Here is a 15358-nt window from a genome sequence, read left to right on the forward strand (position 1 = left end):
CATCCATATATTGGACCTTGATCTTGGCGTCGTCTATTCTTCGGCCATCATTCCAAGATGAAGAAAGTGCAGGATCGATCATGGCAATTTCTGCTCCACCCGATGTGGTCGAGCGCGAGGCGCCGACCTCGGCAGAGCTGTTCACCGGTTTCCTCTTCCTCGGCCTCATCGGATTTGGCGGCGTCCTGCCGCTCGCCCGGCGCATGGTGGTCGAGGAGCGCCGCTGGCTGAGCGGCGAGGAATTCACCGACCTTCTCGGTCTCTGTCAGTTCCTGCCGGGCGGCAACATCATCAACATGTCGGTCGCCATCGGCCTGAAGTTCCGCGGCGTCGCCGGCGCCTTCGCGGCCCTTCTCGGGCTGATCGCCGCGCCGACGGTCATCGTCATCGCGCTGGGCATGCTCTACGACCGTTTCCACGACGATCCGCATATCCGCCACCTCTTCGCCGGACTGGCCGCAGCGGCGGCGGGCCTTCTGGTTTCCATGGCGATCAAGATCATGCTGCCGCTGCGCCGCAAGCCCGTCGCGATCGCCATCGTCGCGCTCTGCTTCATTGCTATCGCGGTCCTGCGACTGCCGCTGCTGCCGACCATGCTCGTGCTTGCGCCGCTGAGCATCCTTTTGACCTGGAGGCTGCAATCATGATGGCGACGCTTATCGCTCTCACCATAATCTTCACCCAGCTCTCGCTGCTGGCCTTCGGCGGTGGCAATACCATCCTGCCGGAAATGCAGCGGCAGGTCGTCGATATCCACCACTGGATGTCGGCGCAGCAATTCGGCGCTCTGTTTGCCCTCGCCCAGGCCGCACCCGGCCCGAACATGATGGTGGTGCCGCTGGTCGGCTGGCATGTCGCCGGCGGGGCCGGCGTGCTGGTGACCTCGATCGCGAAATTCGGCCCGTCGTCAATTCTGACCGGGGTCGCGCTGCATCTCTGGGAACGCTTCAAGGACCGCCCCTGGCGCCGCATCGTGCAGGCCGGTCTCGCGCCGATGACGGCGGGGCTGGTGACCGCCAGCGCCGCCGTCATCACCGAGGCATCGGCACAGGAATGGATACTGGCCGTCATCGTCGCCATCGCCGCGCTGGCGACGACCGCGACACGCATTCATCCGCTGCTGGTGCTGGCCGCCGGCGCAGTGATCGGCCTGAGCGGCATCGGGCAAATATAGGGGGCGCTGCGCGGTGCGGATGATGGGTCGGCGGGACTAGGCGGCTTTGCTGCGCGCGGCGGCAACCAGTCCGTCGAGCCAGTCCTGATGACCGTTGATCATCGGATTGGGCTTCGCCCTGGCGAGGTCCATGGCCGGCTTGCCGTTCTGGGTTTCCTGCGTGAGGATGCGCACCCGGCCGCCGGACAGATCCTCGATCAGCCAGGCATGATGAACGTCGAGCCGGGTATCGCCTTCCCCTGCCCAACCGTGCCAGGCCACACGGCCGGGCTTGCCATCCGCCGGCGGCACATATTCCACCACCTGCGCCTCGACGGGGAAGCCAAAAGTCTCGAAATAGAACCGAACGCCCTCTTCCAGTTCCGGACCCTTGCCATCATGGAAGCGGATATTGGCGGAGTTGGCATAGTAGCTTGGCCACAGAGGCGCTTTGCTCAGAAATGGCCACACATCGGCAGTCGCAAGCCCGGCGACGATGACCTCGTTCGAGCAGAAATTATCGCTGAAGCCGGGGATATATCCTTCCGGCCAGATGATCTCGTTCATTTGCATATATCTCCTTGTCGATGACGCCCGCGGCCGTGATGGCCGGCATTGGCCTTGCGTTTACATCGCTCCTGTGCAGACATAAGGCAAATTAGGATTCGGGATCACAGCCATAAGAATGAAAGATATCAGAGCACTCGATCTCAATCTGCTGAAGACACTCGATGCATTGCTGGACGAACGCAGCGTGACGCGAGCGGCCGAACGGCTCGGCCTGACGCAGCCGGCGGTGAGCGGCATGCTGACGCGGCTGCGCGAAAGCTTCGGCGATCCGCTCTTCGTGCGCACCCAGCGCGGCATCGTGCCGACGCTCAGGGCCATGCAGCTGGCGGAACCCGTCAAGCAGATCCTCGGCGAGGTCGAGAGCCTGCTTCGGCCCGCGGCATTCGATCCGGCAACGGCCGAGTTCACGATATCGCTCGCCGCCACAGATTATGCGCTACGCGCCGTCGTGGTGCCGTTCCTTGCCGAGCTGCGCCGCCAGGCGCCCGGCATCCGTGTCGCCGTACGCCCGGTCGAGGACGATCGCATTCAGGCGCAGTTCGAGCGCGGCGATCTCGACCTGGCCCTGATGACGCCCGAGACGGCGCTGCCGGACCTGCATGCGCGTCGTCTTTTCGACGAGAGCTATGTCTGCGCCATGCGCGCCGATCATCTCGATATCGCCGCCGGCGTCATCTCCATCGATCGCTTCTGCGCCCTGGATCACGCGCTTATCTCCTATACCGGCGAGCGCTTCTGGGGTGTGACGGACGATGCGCTGACCAAGATCGGCCGTCAGCGGCGGGTGGTCCTGACCCTCACCAGCTTCCTAGTCCTGGCCGAGGTCCTGCGCACCACCGATCTCATCGCCGTCGTCCCACGCCGATTGGTCGAGGGCGCGGCCGGTCTTGTCATGTGTGAACCGCCGGTCGACATTCCCGGCTTCACCAAGCTCGCGGTCTGGCACGAACGAACGCATCGGGACCCCGGCCATCGCTGGCTCCGCTCGCTCCTGGTGGAGACATGCGGCGGCTTGACGACCTGAAGACAAGCCCGCGTTGTGGCGTATGCTGGCTTAGACGTCCGGCGCTGCCTGCCGGTCCTTGACGAGCCGCGCCGGCAGGTTGACGGTGACGGACAGACCACCAAGGGCCGAGCGGGCCAGCGTCATCTGACCGTCATAGGCCTCCACCAGATCCTTGGCGATCGCAAGGCCGAAACCCGTTCCGGCGATGCTTTCATCGAGGCGCCGGCCACGGCGGATGAAGGCCTTTTCAGTATCCTCCGGCAAGCCGGGTCCATCGTCCTCGATGAGCAGTTGCACCCCATCATGCACCGGCGATACCGACAGCCGGACCTTGACCTTTCCCTTCGCCCATTTCCTGGCATTGTCGATCAGATTGCCGGTGATATCGGCAAAATCCGCCTCGTCGATCGCCAGCCACATCTCGGGCGGAGCAAAGAGCTTGAACTTGATATCCCGGTCGACCGACAGGCGCTGCATGACCGAAATGATCTTCTTCAGATCGGCGCTGGCATCCAAGACGCCGACCGTATGGGCGGCGGCCAGGCTCGCGCGGGTCTGCGCCAGCGTGCGCTTGATCTGCGCCTCCATGCGGCCGATCTCGGTCCGGATCGCCGCCGCGCGCTCCGACATGCCCTCTTCCGCCAATGTGCGCGCCGTTGCCTCGAGAGCCGCTAGCGGGGTCTTGAGGCCATGCGCCAGATCGCCAGCGCGGGCGCGGGCCTGCGCCAGTTGCGTCTCGCGCGACGTCAGCAGGCCATTCAGATCATCGACCAGCGGCTGGACTTCATGCGGGAACTGACCGGTGATTTGCCGCGCGGATCGCTCCTGCACCGCCATCAATGCATTGCGCAGATCGTGCAGCGGCCGCAGCCCGTATCGCAGGAATACCACGACCGCGCCGATCAGGGCGACCGACAGCACACCGAGAGACGGCGCCATGGCATAGAAGAAGCGCCAGCGCGCCGGCGCAAGCTCGCTATTGTCGAGCGCCATGACGATATCGACGATCTGGTCGCCCGTTGCCGAGGGGATGGAGACCGAGCGCTCGACGGCGAGAAGATGGCTGCCGTTCGGCCCCTTCATGTCCGTCTCCCGTCCGGCATCGCGCGGGCGGGAGCGAAGCCAGGGCAGGTTCTGCTCCCAGAGCGATTGCGAGCGCAGCTCGACGGTTCCATTGCGGCCGACCTGCCAATAAAAGCCGCCATTCGGAACGCCGAAGCGAGGGTCCGTCGGCGTGTCGTCGAGGAAAAGCTGGTTGGACGTATTGATATCGACGGCGGCCAGCAGCACGCGCAATTCCTCGTCGATTTCGGATAGCGCCAAAGCCCGCACCGCAAGCCCGGAAATGGCGTTGATGCCGACGCCCGCGAGGAAGGTGGCAACGACGATCGCCACCGCCGATCCCAGCAACAGCCGCCCCCGCAGCGAGAATGGCGTCATGACGGCGGCGCCTCGCGCGGAATGATGTAGCCCTGGCCACGGCGGGTTTCGATGACGGTGCCGTCGAACTTGCGCCGCAGCCGCGCGACGACGACCTCAAGGGCATTCGACAGAAGCTCCGTCTCCTCGTCATAGATGCTGTCGGCGATCTGCGAACGCGACAGGACCGTGCCGGCATTGTGCAGGAGATAGGCGAGCAGGCGATATTCGAGCGCGGTGACCTGCACCGGCTGCCCGCGAAACGAGACCGTGCGCTGACGGGTATCGAGTTCGAGTACGCCGTTGGAGAGGATCGGGGAAGACTGGCCGGCCGCGCGGCGCATCAGGGCGCGCACCCGCGCCAGCAGCTCCTCCATGCGGAAGGGCTTGGTGAGATAATCGTCGGCGCCGGCGTCCATGCCGTCGACCTTGTCGCGCCAGCCGTCGCGGGCCGTCAATATGATCACCGGCATGCTGCGCCGCTCGGCGCGCCAGCGCCGCAGCACCGTCAATCCGTCGAGCTTCGGAAGCCCGAGATCGAGGATGACCAGGTCGAAATGCTCAATGTCGCCGCGATACCACGCCTCTTCGCCATCGCTCACGCTGGAGACGATATAGTGCTGATCCTCCAGGCAGCGGCGCATGTCGGCGACGATGCTGGGCTCATCCTCGGCAATCAGGATACGCATCGTCAACGTCTCTCTAGCACGGCGAGCGTCGATCCATCGAGCACGATGTCGCCGCGCTTGCCATCGGGCTTCAGCACGCGCACCGCATAAGCCGGACGCCCGGCCCGGCGCACCCGCTTGATCCGCAACACGCGTCCCGGCATTTCGCGGGCGACGACGGCATAGATGTCAGGCAGCGGCCGCAAGGGACCCGCATCATCCACAAGGACCGTACTGTGCGAGCGGGCCGACGCATCCATGCCCAGGCAACTCAGCAAAGCCGTCATCAAAATAACGGACGACCGGCGGGGCCAATCGGCTCTCTGCCCGAATATGCGCAACGCTGTTCATCCTTCCTTCGAGGCCGCATGCGGGCCAAATCCGCAGCAGCTCAAGCATAGCCGTCCCAACATTACAATTCCCTGACATCGCCCGTAAGAGAGCTGCAAATTGAAAGGTATATAAGCATTGGTAGATCGCGCACCGATTGTGCCAACACCAGATTCGCAGAAGTTACCATGACTATCCAGATGTCGTCGATTGCCTCCAATGCCAGCCTCTCCGTGTTCTCCGGCGCCATGCGGCCCGACCTCATCCGCGACGAGACGCTGGTGGACATATTCAGGGCGACGGCCGCCCGCAGCCCAGACAAGACGGCGCTTGCCCTGATCGGAACCGATCAGGCGCTGACCTATGCCGAACTCGACCGCTTGTCCGATACCGCCGCCTGCGCGCTGGCGGCGCGCGGCATCGGCCCCGGCGATTTCGTCGGCCTCTGGTTTCAACGCTCGCTCGAACTCCACGTCGCGCTTCTGGCGATCCTCAAGGCAGGCGCGGCCTATGTCCCCTTCGATGCCGCGGCACCCGCCGAGCGCATTGAGACCAGCCTTGCCGATTGCGGCGCGCGCTGGCTGCTGACCCATGCCGAGATGGCAGCACTCGCGCCCGCCTTCGACGGCCAGACCCTTCTGCTGCCGGCGCTGCTTGCGGAAGACAACGCGGATATTGCCCCGCGTCCCGCAACGCAGGACGAGCCCGCCTACGCGATCTATACCTCCGGCTCCACCGGCAAGCCGAAGGGCATCGTGATTTCCCATCGCAACATCTGCCACTACCTGCGGGCAGGCAACGAAGCGATCGGGCTCGATGGATCGGACGTGGTTCTCCAGCAGGCCTCGGTCGCCTTCGATCTGTCGCTCGAGGAAATCTTCATCCCCTATCTGGTCGGCGCGACCCTCAAGGTGGCGACGGCTTCGGTCATGGCCGAGCTGGACCGGCTCGCCGACGTGCTGGACGCGGAAAAGATCACGGCGATCGACACCGTGCCGACGCTGCTCACCATGCTGGAGCGCGACGTCGAGAGCCTGCGCATCATCATCGTTGGGGGCGAAGCATGCCCGCCGGCGATCGTCAGCCGCTTTTCGCGGCCCGGCCGACGCCTGATCAACACCTACGGCCCCACCGAAACGACGGTCGTGGCGACCTACGCCGAGCTCGACCCGTCGCGGCCGATCACCATCGGCGGACCGATCGCCAATACCACGGCCTACGTCGTCGACGAGAAGCTGGAGCTCGTTGCGCGCGGCGATGCCGGCGAACTGCTGATCGGCGGGCCGGGCGTGGCGGCCGGATACCGGAACCTGCCGCAGTTGACCGCCGCCAAATTCGTGGCCAACCCCTTCGCCCCGCATGGCGACCCCGTGCTCTACCGCAGCGGCGACGCCGTGCTGATGGACGAAGAGGGACAGCTCCATTTCCTTGGCCGCATCGACGATCAGGTCAAGATACGCGGCTATCGCATCGAGCTCGGCGAAATCGAAATCGTCGTCGGCGAGCTTCCCGACGTGAAGGCCGCCTCGGTGGTGGTGCATCGCACGCCCGATGGCGAGGACATGCTGGTGGCCCATGTCGTGACGGCGGGCAACGCCTTCGACCGCGACAAGGCGCGCGCCGCCATCGCGACCAAGCTGCCGCCCTACATGGTTCCCGCCGCCTGGCAGAGCCATGTATCGCTGCCGCGACTGGCCTCCGGCAAGATCGACCGCAAGACGCTTGCGGCGATCCCGCTGGCAAACGATCAGCCGACCCAGGTTCAGGAGACGCCACGCACCTGGACCGAAGCCCAGCTTCTGAAGGCGGCAAGCGAAGTGTTCCGTCTGCGCGCCATCGGCTTCGAAGCCGACTTCTTCACCGAGCTCGGCGGCCATTCCATGCTGGCGGCCCGTTTCGTGTCCGAAGTCCGCAAGATCCCGCTTCTGGCGGGCATCGCCTTGCGCGACGTCTATGCCGGCCGCACCCTGCGGGGCATCGCCGCGATCCTGGAAGCGAACGCCGAACAGGCCTCCGGACAGGAGCGCATCGATTTCGAGCCGGTTCCGCTGCGCCGCCGCTTCTTCTGCGGCCTGGCCCAGGCCATCGTGCTGCCCTTCATCATCGCGCTTGCCACGCTGCAATGGATCGGCCTGCTGCTGGCATCCATTCTCCTCATCGACGACGGTGTGCCGATGTGGGATGAGCTGCTCATCCTCGGGGCCATCTATATCGGCCTCAACCTCGGTGAAAAGCTGGTGGTCGTCGCGCTGAAATGGCTGGTGATCGGCCGCACCCGCCCCGGCGTCTATCCCTTGTGGGGCGCCTACTATTTCCGCATCTGGCTGATGCAGCGCATCGTCCAGCTCACCGCGCCGAAATTCCTCAAGGGTTCGCCGCTGATGCGCGTCTATATGCGCGCGCTGGGAGCCAAGGTCGGCAGGGACACGATGCTCGACGAATTCGAAGAGGGCGCGATCGATCTGGTGCGCATCGGCGCCCGCTCAAGCCTCGGCGTCAAGCTGAAGCTCGCCAATGTCGAGGTCATCGGCAACCAGATCCATGTCGGCACCATCGACATCGGCGACAATGTCCAGATCGGCAACGGCAGCGTGATCGGTCACAACGTCAAGATCGGCGATGGCGCCATCATCGGCGACCTGACGGCGATTGCCGCCGGCACGCATGTCCCCGCCCATACGCGCTGGGACGGCTCCCCGGCCCGCCAGACGGGCGAGGCCGAACCCGCCGAGGTGCCGGCCCATCCGGAACTTGGAACAGCGGGACGCCTATTGCAGTTCGCAAGCTATTTCGCCGCCTACAATCTGAGCCTCGTCGTTGGCCTGCTGCCGATCTTCCCGGCCTTCTTCCTGTTCTCGGCTGTCCAGAAGATGCTGTCGCCGGATAGCGACGAGCCGCTGTCCTGGTGGATGATCTCCGCGCTCTCCTGGCCGGCCGCTTTGGTGCTGATCGTCGTATCCATGGCCGTCGTGGTCGTGCTGCGCTGGGTGCTGCTGCCGCGCGTCGTGCCGGGCCGCTACTCCATCTTCGGCAATCTCTATTTCCGCAAATGGGTCGTCGGTCTGACCACGGAAGCCATGCTGGAGACGCTGAACTCGCTCTATGCCACCGTCTTCATGCGCAACTGGTATCGCCTGATGGGCGCCAAGATCGGCAAGGGTACGGAAATCTCGGCGAATTTCGCCGGCCGCTACGATCTGATCGAGATGGGCCGCGACAATTTCATCGGTGACGAGACCATCTTCGGCGACGAGGAGATCCAGAACGGCTGGATGATTCTCAAGCGCCTGAAGACCGGCGACCGCTGCTTCTTCGGCAATTCCTCCGTCATCTCTCAGGGCGCCGTGATCGAGAACGACGCGCTGGTCGGCATCAAGACGCGCCTGCCCGACAGCCTGCATGTCAAGGAAGGCGAAACCTGGTGCGGCAGCCCGGCCTTCCAGTTCCCGACGCGCGAAAGACTGCAGGCGGCAGCCGCCAGCACCTATGCGCCGCCGCTGCGCATGCGCCTCGTGCGCATCGCCTTCGAGGCCATGCACACCTCGCTGCCGACCGCCATCCTCATCGTCATGGCGCTTGCGACCTCCGATCTGCTGGCGAGCGCGATCGACGACGGCGCCTGGGGCCGGCTGTTCTGGATGCTCATGGCGACAGGACTGGCGACCTCCGGCATCCTCTATCTGGTCGCCGTCGCGTTCAAATGGACCCTCATCGGCATCTACAGGCCGATGAACCGGCCCATGTGGTCCTGGTGGGCCATGCGCACCGAAGCGGTCGCGGTCTTCTATGGCGGGCTCGCCAGCAAGATGCTGCTCGACTATCTGCGCGGCACGCCCTTCCTGCCCTGGCTGCTGCGGCCCTTCGGCACCAAAATCGGCAGCGGCACCTGGATCAACACCACCGATATCTGCGAATTCGACTGCACTCATATCGGCGACCATGCCGTCCTCAACATGGGCTCCTGCCCCCAGACCCATCTCTATGAAGACCGCATCATGAAGGTCGGTCGCATCCGGATCGGCAAGGGTGTGTCGGTGGGCTCCGGCAGCACCGTGCTCTACGAAGCCAATGTCGGCGATTTCGCCGAGATCGGGCCGCTGACCCTGGTCATGAAAGGCGAGTCCATTCCGGCCGGCACATCCTGGGCCGGCACGCCCGCCCAGGCCGTCCAGGTGGCAAAGGAGCCTGCTCCGGCGATTGCGACCGAGCCCCTGCCGTCCGCAGCAGCATAAGCATGGGTCACGGCGATGCTTGTCCGCCCGGCTCCGGGCGGATTATCTGCGCCGTCTCGCCCGTTCAAAGAAGAGCAGCATCGCAAGCCCGGCGAAGCCGGCAACAGCGCCGACGATCGCCGTTCCCGAATAACTGCTCGTGCCCGTTCCGATCGCAAAGATCAGGGCGCTGAGCCCGGCGCTCAGGAAGATGTTCACCGATATCAGGGCGCTACCGAGGCCGGGGCGCTCGGCGATCAGATCCTGCAGATAGGTGATGGGAATGCTGATGAGGGCGGCCGCTCCGACCCCGCTGATGAGCGTCAGCGCATAAAGGTGCCAGGGCGCGGATGCATGCCCGAGCAGCAGCAGATAAACGATATAGATGATCGTGCCGATCGCCAGTGCCGTGACATGGTTCATCATCCGTTGGGCGCGTCCCCACACGATAATGAAGATGACTTCGAGAAGCGCCACGATCCCCACGAGCACGCCGATATCGGCGACCGTCCCATGGGCCGCGCCGGTGACGATGAGGGGCAGAATGGCGTCGTTGACGTGAAGCGTGCTGGTGATCAGCGCCACCGCGAGCACGCGCAGGAAGACCGGCGGCGAGACGACCTCGCCGAGCGCTGCCAGGTAGGACAGATGGCGCGGCGGCGCGGTGTCGGCAGGTGTGCGGCGCGGCAGAAACAGCCCGATCAGCCCAAGGCAGACCGCGCAGGCCAGGCTCGCGAACAGATAGGCGGGCAGCATGGTCTTAGAGCTTGCCAGCAGCGCGCCGGTGATGCCGGGCACGAGAATCCACGATAGCGAGATCATCGCCCGGACGCCGGAGTTGACGCTGGCGACGACATTCCGCTCCATTCCCTTGGTCGTCGCCCTCACATTGGCGAAAAGCAGCGAATTGAGAGAGCCGTAGACCGGCAGCAAACACAATGCGCTGAGAATGAAGGTCACCTGCGACGGAACGGCATAGACAGCCCCATAACCCAGAATGCCGAAAACGGCGACCGGCAGCATCATCCTGCGATATTCGCCGAGCCTGTCCGCCAGATTTCCGAGCAGGATGCTGACGACGACATTGACGGCGGCCGCGCAAAAAATCAGCGCCGAATAGAGCCCGTTGCTGAGGCCGAGCTCGCGAATACCCACGACCGATTGATAGGGAGCCGTCGCGGCTCCGGCAAAGCCGAAGGCAAAAACGGCCAGCATGCTCACCCGGATCGTCGGGTCGCGAAAGACTTCTGGAATGAGGCGGGTCATCGGCGGGCGTCGAGGGGGTGGCGAAATCGCCCGGCAAGCGGGCGACGGAGTTGTAGCAGGTTTCGACGAAGCCGAAACTGCCAAAGCGAAATATTCGCGACGCCAGCACTAACGCCGATCTCAGCTCGTGAAGATCATGGAGACGCTCACATGCAGCAGGGCCGTGGTCACGGCAATTGTCGCCGCGGCAAACAGCAGTCCGACCAGGGCGACCAGACCGTCGCGCTCCATCAGCGCGACCGCCAGCACCACCAGTGAAAATACCGGCAGGATATTGCCGAAGGGGATCGGCAAGGCGATCACCACGGCCAGCAGGAAGATCGGGATGCCGAGCAGGGTCTGCACGATTGGGCCTGTAAGGGCCTTGAGCCGACCGGCGCGCATGATCTTCTCCACCCTGGCGATCATCGGAATGGAGTGACGGACAATGAGATCGAAGGTCGCCGGCGATACGTGGCGGTTTCTGACCATGGCCGGCAGCCAGAGAGTGCGGCTGCCGGCGATGATCTGAAGAGAGATCAAGGCAAGGGCTGTGCCGAAGACCATGCCGAACGGACCGGGGATCGGCGTCAGGGCCGGGATCGCCAGAAACAGCACGGTAAAGGCGATGCCCGTCGACCCCATGATCTCCAGGGCCTCGCCGATGGAAAGCCCGCCCCTTGCGCGGGCGAGCTCCCGCATTTCCGCGAGCCGCGCGGTTGCGACGCCGCGCGGCTGTTCTCGGCTCATGCTTTCATCCGCTTCGGACATGTCGTGCAATCCGTTTCAGCCGAAATCCGTCGTTACACGCTCTCGCCATCGTTGCCGTTCAGCACACGGACGAGGGCCGCGCATTGCGGGTCCCGGCGATCCAGGAGATCGGCCGGCGCGGTGCGCCCGATCGCGAGATTGACGAGGGTGCCTGCCGCCCAGCCATAGTCGCCGGCGGCGCGCTCGATCAGCAGCGGGCCTTGGGTCGTCAGACAAGCCTGGGACTGGCGAACGATCTCCACGGGCAGCCTCGCGCGCTCGGCCTGCTCCTGCATCTGGGCCTGAAGCGGATCGAAGATAAAAAAGGCAAAAAGCCAAGCGACGATATCCGAAATCATATCTGTTTCCTTCGTGTTCTGTTGCTAACGCGGCTGCGTCCAACCGTTTCGGTTACACCGACTGCCGGTCGCGGGTCTTGAGGAGGCTCCAGATCACGCCGGCGGCGATGATCGCGAAGGTGATGCCGAGCGAAAGCGCGGCCGGGAATTTTTCCAGACCCAGGAGGTCGGCGGCAAAGATCTTCGAGCCGATGAAGATGAGGACCACGGCAAGCGCCGGCTTCAGATACTGGAAGCGATGGATCATCGCGGCCAGAGCGAAATAAAGGGCGCGAAGGCCGAGGATGGCGAAGATGTTTGAGGTGTAGACGATGAAGGGATCGGTGGTGATCGCGAAAATCGCGGGGACGGAGTCCACGGCGAAGATCACGTCGGCCACTTCGATCATCACCAGCGCCATGAAGAGCGGCGTGATGAACAGGGCGAGCTTGCCGGTCTTCGGGTCGGCCTGCTTGACGAAGAAGCGCTCGCCATGATGCTCGTCTGTGACGTTGAAGCGGCTGCGCATGAAGCGGACGAGCGCATTCTTGGAAACATCCGGCTCTGCCTCTTTCATGACGAGCATCTTGATGCCGGTCACGATCAGGAAAGCGGCGAAGAGATAGAGAATCCAGCCGAACTCGGCGACCAGGGTCGCGCCGACGCCGATCATGATCGCGCGTAGCACGATGACGCCGAGAATGCCCCAGAAGAGCACGCGATGCTGATAGAGACGCGGAACGGCGAAGAAGGAGAAGATCAGGGCGATGACGAAGACGTTATCCAGCGCCAGCGTCTTCTCGACGACGAAGCCCGTCATATAGGCAAGGCCGGCGTCAGCACCGAGATACCACCAAACCCAGCCGCCGAAGGCGATGCCGAGCGTAATATAGAGCGCGGAAAGTTTTACGCTTTCGCGAACGCCGATCTCCTTGTTCTGCTTATGCAGAATGCCGAGATCGAAGGACAGGATGGCGATGACGAGGGCGAGAAAGCTTGCCCACATCCAGAGCGGCTTGCCCAGCCACTCGACGAGCAGAAACGAAAAATCCAAGGAGAATCCCCTGTCGGCACGGATTGTCGGAAAAAGGTCCGACATCGCAAGAGTGCCGAGGCTCTCGCCAGAGGGGCCCGGACCAGCGGGTTATGCCCCAGATGGGGTGCCGGTTTTCCCTGGTCAAGTGGCGGGCCGTAACTTATTCGCTCGACCCGCCGATATCATTCCGGCCGCCGTTTTGGTTCGGTGATATCCGGCTCCCTGCGCGGCCAGGCATGCCTAGCCCAGTTCGCGATGTAGATGGTGACCACGACAAACAGGCCGCATCCGACGAGATCCAGCCGGCGATGGCCGAAGAGGTACAGGCCGATCCATCGATGAGAACGGTCATCCGGCCCGAAAATCGCGTTTCGCCTGGCATCGTCTTCCCCGACATTCTCCGACCGATACACCCGCGCAGAACTAGGATAGCGGACACAATCTTCAAATGAGACGAGGGCCGATCCTCCCCTTCGTCATCTCTGCCGGTCCGCCCTTTACGCGGCCGCCGGGCGGCATATGTATGGTTTAGCGTATCCTGAACAGGAGCACCCGATGGCGATTTCCAAATCTGCTCTCGCGATTGCGATTCTCATCCTTGCCTTTTCCATGCCGCCCGCAAACGCCGCGGGCATCGATTGCGCAAAACCCTCTTCTGCGACGGACCATATGATCTGCCGGAGCCCGGCGCTGATGGTGCGGGACAGGATCATGCAGGATCTCTATGCGGCGGCCTTGAAGCAAGACGATGAAAACAAGATCCGCGCGCAACAGCGGGAATGGGTGCAACAGTTGCCGACATGCGGCGATGCTGCCTGCCTCCAGGAGCTCTACGATGTCCAGATCGGCAATCTTCTGGGCACCAAGGGCGGTTTGAGCCTGTCGAAGCACTTCATGGACCGTAATGACGACGGGGATCAGGGCGATCTTACGATTTTTGGACCGGTCAACGGCTTTCTGGCGGTCGAGCTGTCCACGATCCGCATCGGCGCCCAAGGAGGGCAAGCCGGCGACATCTATGCGGACAGTACCAGCGGCCTCATCTCCCTGAGGAACGGGCATGGGCGGCTTGTCGTCAAGCATTGCACCATCGATTTCAATCGCCTCGACGCGTCGACCTGGCGCACGAAACAGTCCGGCGTCTGTCAATTCGCCAGCGACATGAACGGCACCTATCGGCGATGACTGCCTTTTTCGTCGCACGCCGATGCCAGCCAATTCATTGACGGCTGCGGCAAGCCACCTGGCGCGTCGCTCTCATCGCCCGGATTGCAACACATGGCGAGGTTTCATTTTAGTAGCGTATAATGTGCCCCTGAGAATCATGCCGTCGACTGAGGAGACCGTCATGACAGCGCCACATCCGTCAAAAACCCATATCGGCAACCACCCCCTGCATCCTGAAACACAGATGCTGAATTACGGTTATGACCCGGAATTGTCGGAGGGCGCGGTCAAGCCTCCCGTCTTCCTGACATCGACCTTTGTCTTCAAGTCGGCCGAGGACGGGCGCGATTTCTTCAACTACATTTCCGGCCGCACTGAGCCGCCGGCGGGCACGGGCGTGGGCCTCGTCTATTCGCGCTTCAATCACCCCAACAGCGAGATCGTCGAGGATCGCCTCGCCGTCTACGAGCGAACGGAGAGCTGCGCGCTGTTCTCGTCGGGCATGTCGGCGATCGCCACGACCCTGCTGGCCTTTGTCCGCCCCGGCGACGCGGTCTTGCATTCGCAGCCGCTGTACGGCGGCACGGAGACGCTGATCGCGAAGACGTTCCTCAATCTCGGCGTCTCCGCTGTCGGCTTCGCCGATGGCGTCAGCGAGGCATCGGTGATGGCCGGCGCCGAGGAGGCGATGGCGAAGGGCCGCGTCTCGCTCATCCTTCTGGAAACACCGGCCAATCCGACGAATAGCCTTGTCGATATCGCTATGATCCGGCGGGTGGCCGATGCCATCGGCAAAAGGCAGGGCCATGTGCCGATCGTCGCCTGCGACAACACCCTGCTGGGCCCCGTCTTCCAGCGGCCGATCGAGCATGGCGCAGATATTTCCCTCTATTCGCTGACCAAATATGTCGGCGGCCATTCCGATCTGATTGCGGGCGCCGCCCTCGGTTCGAAGGCGGTGATGAAGCAGGTCAAGGCGCTGCGAGGGGCGATCGGCACACAGCTCGATCCGCATTCCTGCTGGATGCTCGGCCGCTCGCTGGAAACGCTGCAGATCCGCATGGAGCGGGCCAACAGCAATGCGAGGGCGGTCGCCGATTTCCTGCGCGATCATCCTAAGGTCGAGACGATCCACTATCTCGCCTATGCCGATCCGGCATCGGCCGTCGGCCGGACGTTCGCCGCCCAATGCAGCGGGGCCGGCTCCACCTTCTCCTTCGATATCAAGGGCGGTCAGGCGGCCTCGTTCAAGTTCCTGAACGCGCTGCAGATCTTCAAGCTGGCCGTCAGCCTGGGCGGCACGGAATCGCTCGCCTCCCATCCCGCGACGACGACGCATTCGGGCGTTCCGGAGGAGGTGCGTCACCGCATAGGCGTGCTGGAATCGACGATCCGGCTCTCCATCGGCATCGAGCATCCCGACGATCTGATCGCCGACCTGGCATCGGCCCTCGACAGTGCATGA

At 63.7% G+C, this 15358-nt stretch carries 14 protein-coding genes; 6 read left to right on the forward strand and 8 right to left on the reverse strand.

The window, feature by feature from the left end; genetic code table 11:
* Window positions 1-80: 80 nt before the first annotated feature.
* Both FHX11_RS18090 and FHX11_RS18095 read left to right on the forward strand, forming a co-directional pair.
* Entirely contained in the window at window positions 81-647 is a 567-nt protein-coding gene (locus FHX11_RS18090) for a chromate transporter (RefSeq protein ID WP_184359038.1), read from the forward strand.
* The gene (locus FHX11_RS18095) at window positions 644-1174 is read left to right on the forward strand and encodes a chromate transporter (protein WP_184359039.1); all 531 of its coding nucleotides are present in this window, start codon (window positions 644-646) and stop codon (window positions 1172-1174) included. Before FHX11_RS18090 ends, FHX11_RS18095 begins: the two co-directional genes overlap by 4 nt.
* A gap of 36 nt (window positions 1175-1210) precedes the next feature.
* On the opposite strand, the gene FHX11_RS18100 is transcribed toward FHX11_RS18095, so the two are convergent.
* The gene (locus FHX11_RS18100; RefSeq protein WP_184359040.1) at window positions 1211-1720 is read right to left on the reverse strand and encodes an SRPBCC domain-containing protein; all 510 of its coding nucleotides are present in this window, start codon (window positions 1718-1720) and stop codon (window positions 1211-1213) included.
* A 118-nt stretch (window positions 1721-1838) separates the two neighbouring features.
* Between FHX11_RS18100 and FHX11_RS18105 the strand changes: the two genes are divergently transcribed.
* Complete coding sequence (locus FHX11_RS18105) at window positions 1839-2747, forward strand: LysR family transcriptional regulator (protein ID WP_184359041.1); 909 nt, start codon at window positions 1839-1841, stop codon at window positions 2745-2747.
* Between the two features lie 30 nt (window positions 2748-2777).
* On the opposite strand, the gene FHX11_RS18110 is transcribed toward FHX11_RS18105, so the two are convergent.
* From FHX11_RS18110 to FHX11_RS18120, 3 genes are read right to left on the reverse strand one after another with little or no spacing between them, the layout of a single operon-like run.
* Complete coding sequence (locus FHX11_RS18110; RefSeq protein WP_184359042.1) at window positions 2778-4169, reverse strand: HAMP domain-containing sensor histidine kinase; 1392 nt, start codon at window positions 4167-4169, stop codon at window positions 2778-2780.
* Window positions 4166-4837 carry a response regulator transcription factor gene (locus FHX11_RS18115; RefSeq protein WP_184359044.1) on the reverse strand — a complete coding sequence of 224 codons (672 nt, stop codon included), beginning with the start codon at window positions 4835-4837 and terminating at the stop codon, window positions 4166-4168. The genes FHX11_RS18110 and FHX11_RS18115 overlap by 4 nt, the downstream gene beginning before the upstream one ends.
* Window positions 4838-4839: 2 nt before the next feature.
* Complete coding sequence (locus FHX11_RS18120; protein WP_184359046.1) at window positions 4840-5103, reverse strand: hypothetical protein; 264 nt, start codon at window positions 5101-5103, stop codon at window positions 4840-4842.
* A 231-nt stretch (window positions 5104-5334) separates the two neighbouring features.
* Between FHX11_RS18120 and FHX11_RS18125 the strand changes: the two genes are divergently transcribed.
* The gene (locus FHX11_RS18125) at window positions 5335-9378 is read left to right on the forward strand and encodes a Pls/PosA family non-ribosomal peptide synthetase (RefSeq protein ID WP_184359047.1); all 4044 of its coding nucleotides are present in this window, start codon (window positions 5335-5337) and stop codon (window positions 9376-9378) included.
* A 42-nt stretch (window positions 9379-9420) separates the two neighbouring features.
* On the opposite strand, the gene FHX11_RS18130 is transcribed toward FHX11_RS18125, so the two are convergent.
* From FHX11_RS18130 to FHX11_RS18145, 4 genes are all read right to left on the reverse strand, one after another.
* Window positions 9421-10650, reverse strand: coding sequence for an MFS transporter (locus FHX11_RS18130; protein WP_348649721.1), 1230 nt, complete (start codon window positions 10648-10650; stop codon window positions 9421-9423).
* Between the two features lie 93 nt (window positions 10651-10743).
* Window positions 10744-11352, reverse strand: a complete 609-nt coding sequence (locus tag FHX11_RS18135; RefSeq protein WP_246781064.1) for an exopolysaccharide biosynthesis protein — start codon at window positions 11350-11352, stop codon at window positions 10744-10746.
* A 53-nt stretch (window positions 11353-11405) separates the two neighbouring features.
* Window positions 11406-11711 (reverse strand): hypothetical protein, encoded by a 306-nt coding sequence (locus tag FHX11_RS18140; protein ID WP_184359053.1) that lies wholly within the window; start codon window positions 11709-11711, stop codon window positions 11406-11408.
* Between the two features lie 52 nt (window positions 11712-11763).
* Entirely contained in the window at window positions 11764-12744 is a 981-nt protein-coding gene (locus FHX11_RS18145; protein WP_184359055.1) for a TerC family protein, read from the reverse strand.
* 537 nt (window positions 12745-13281) lie between these two features.
* Between FHX11_RS18145 and FHX11_RS18150 the strand changes: the two genes are divergently transcribed.
* Together FHX11_RS18150 and FHX11_RS18155 are read left to right on the forward strand one after the other, a co-directional pair.
* Window positions 13282-13911 (forward strand): hypothetical protein, encoded by a 630-nt coding sequence (locus FHX11_RS18150; RefSeq protein ID WP_184359057.1) that lies wholly within the window; start codon window positions 13282-13284, stop codon window positions 13909-13911.
* Window positions 13912-14074: 163 nt separating this feature from the next.
* On the forward strand, window positions 14075-15358 hold the full coding sequence (locus tag FHX11_RS18155) for a cystathionine gamma-synthase family protein (RefSeq protein WP_184359059.1): 1284 nt from the start codon (window positions 14075-14077) through the stop codon (window positions 15356-15358).

Origin of the sequence: Rhizobium sp. BK602, assembly GCF_014195095.1 — a bacterium.
Lineage (GTDB): Bacteria > Pseudomonadota > Alphaproteobacteria > Rhizobiales > Rhizobiaceae > Rhizobium.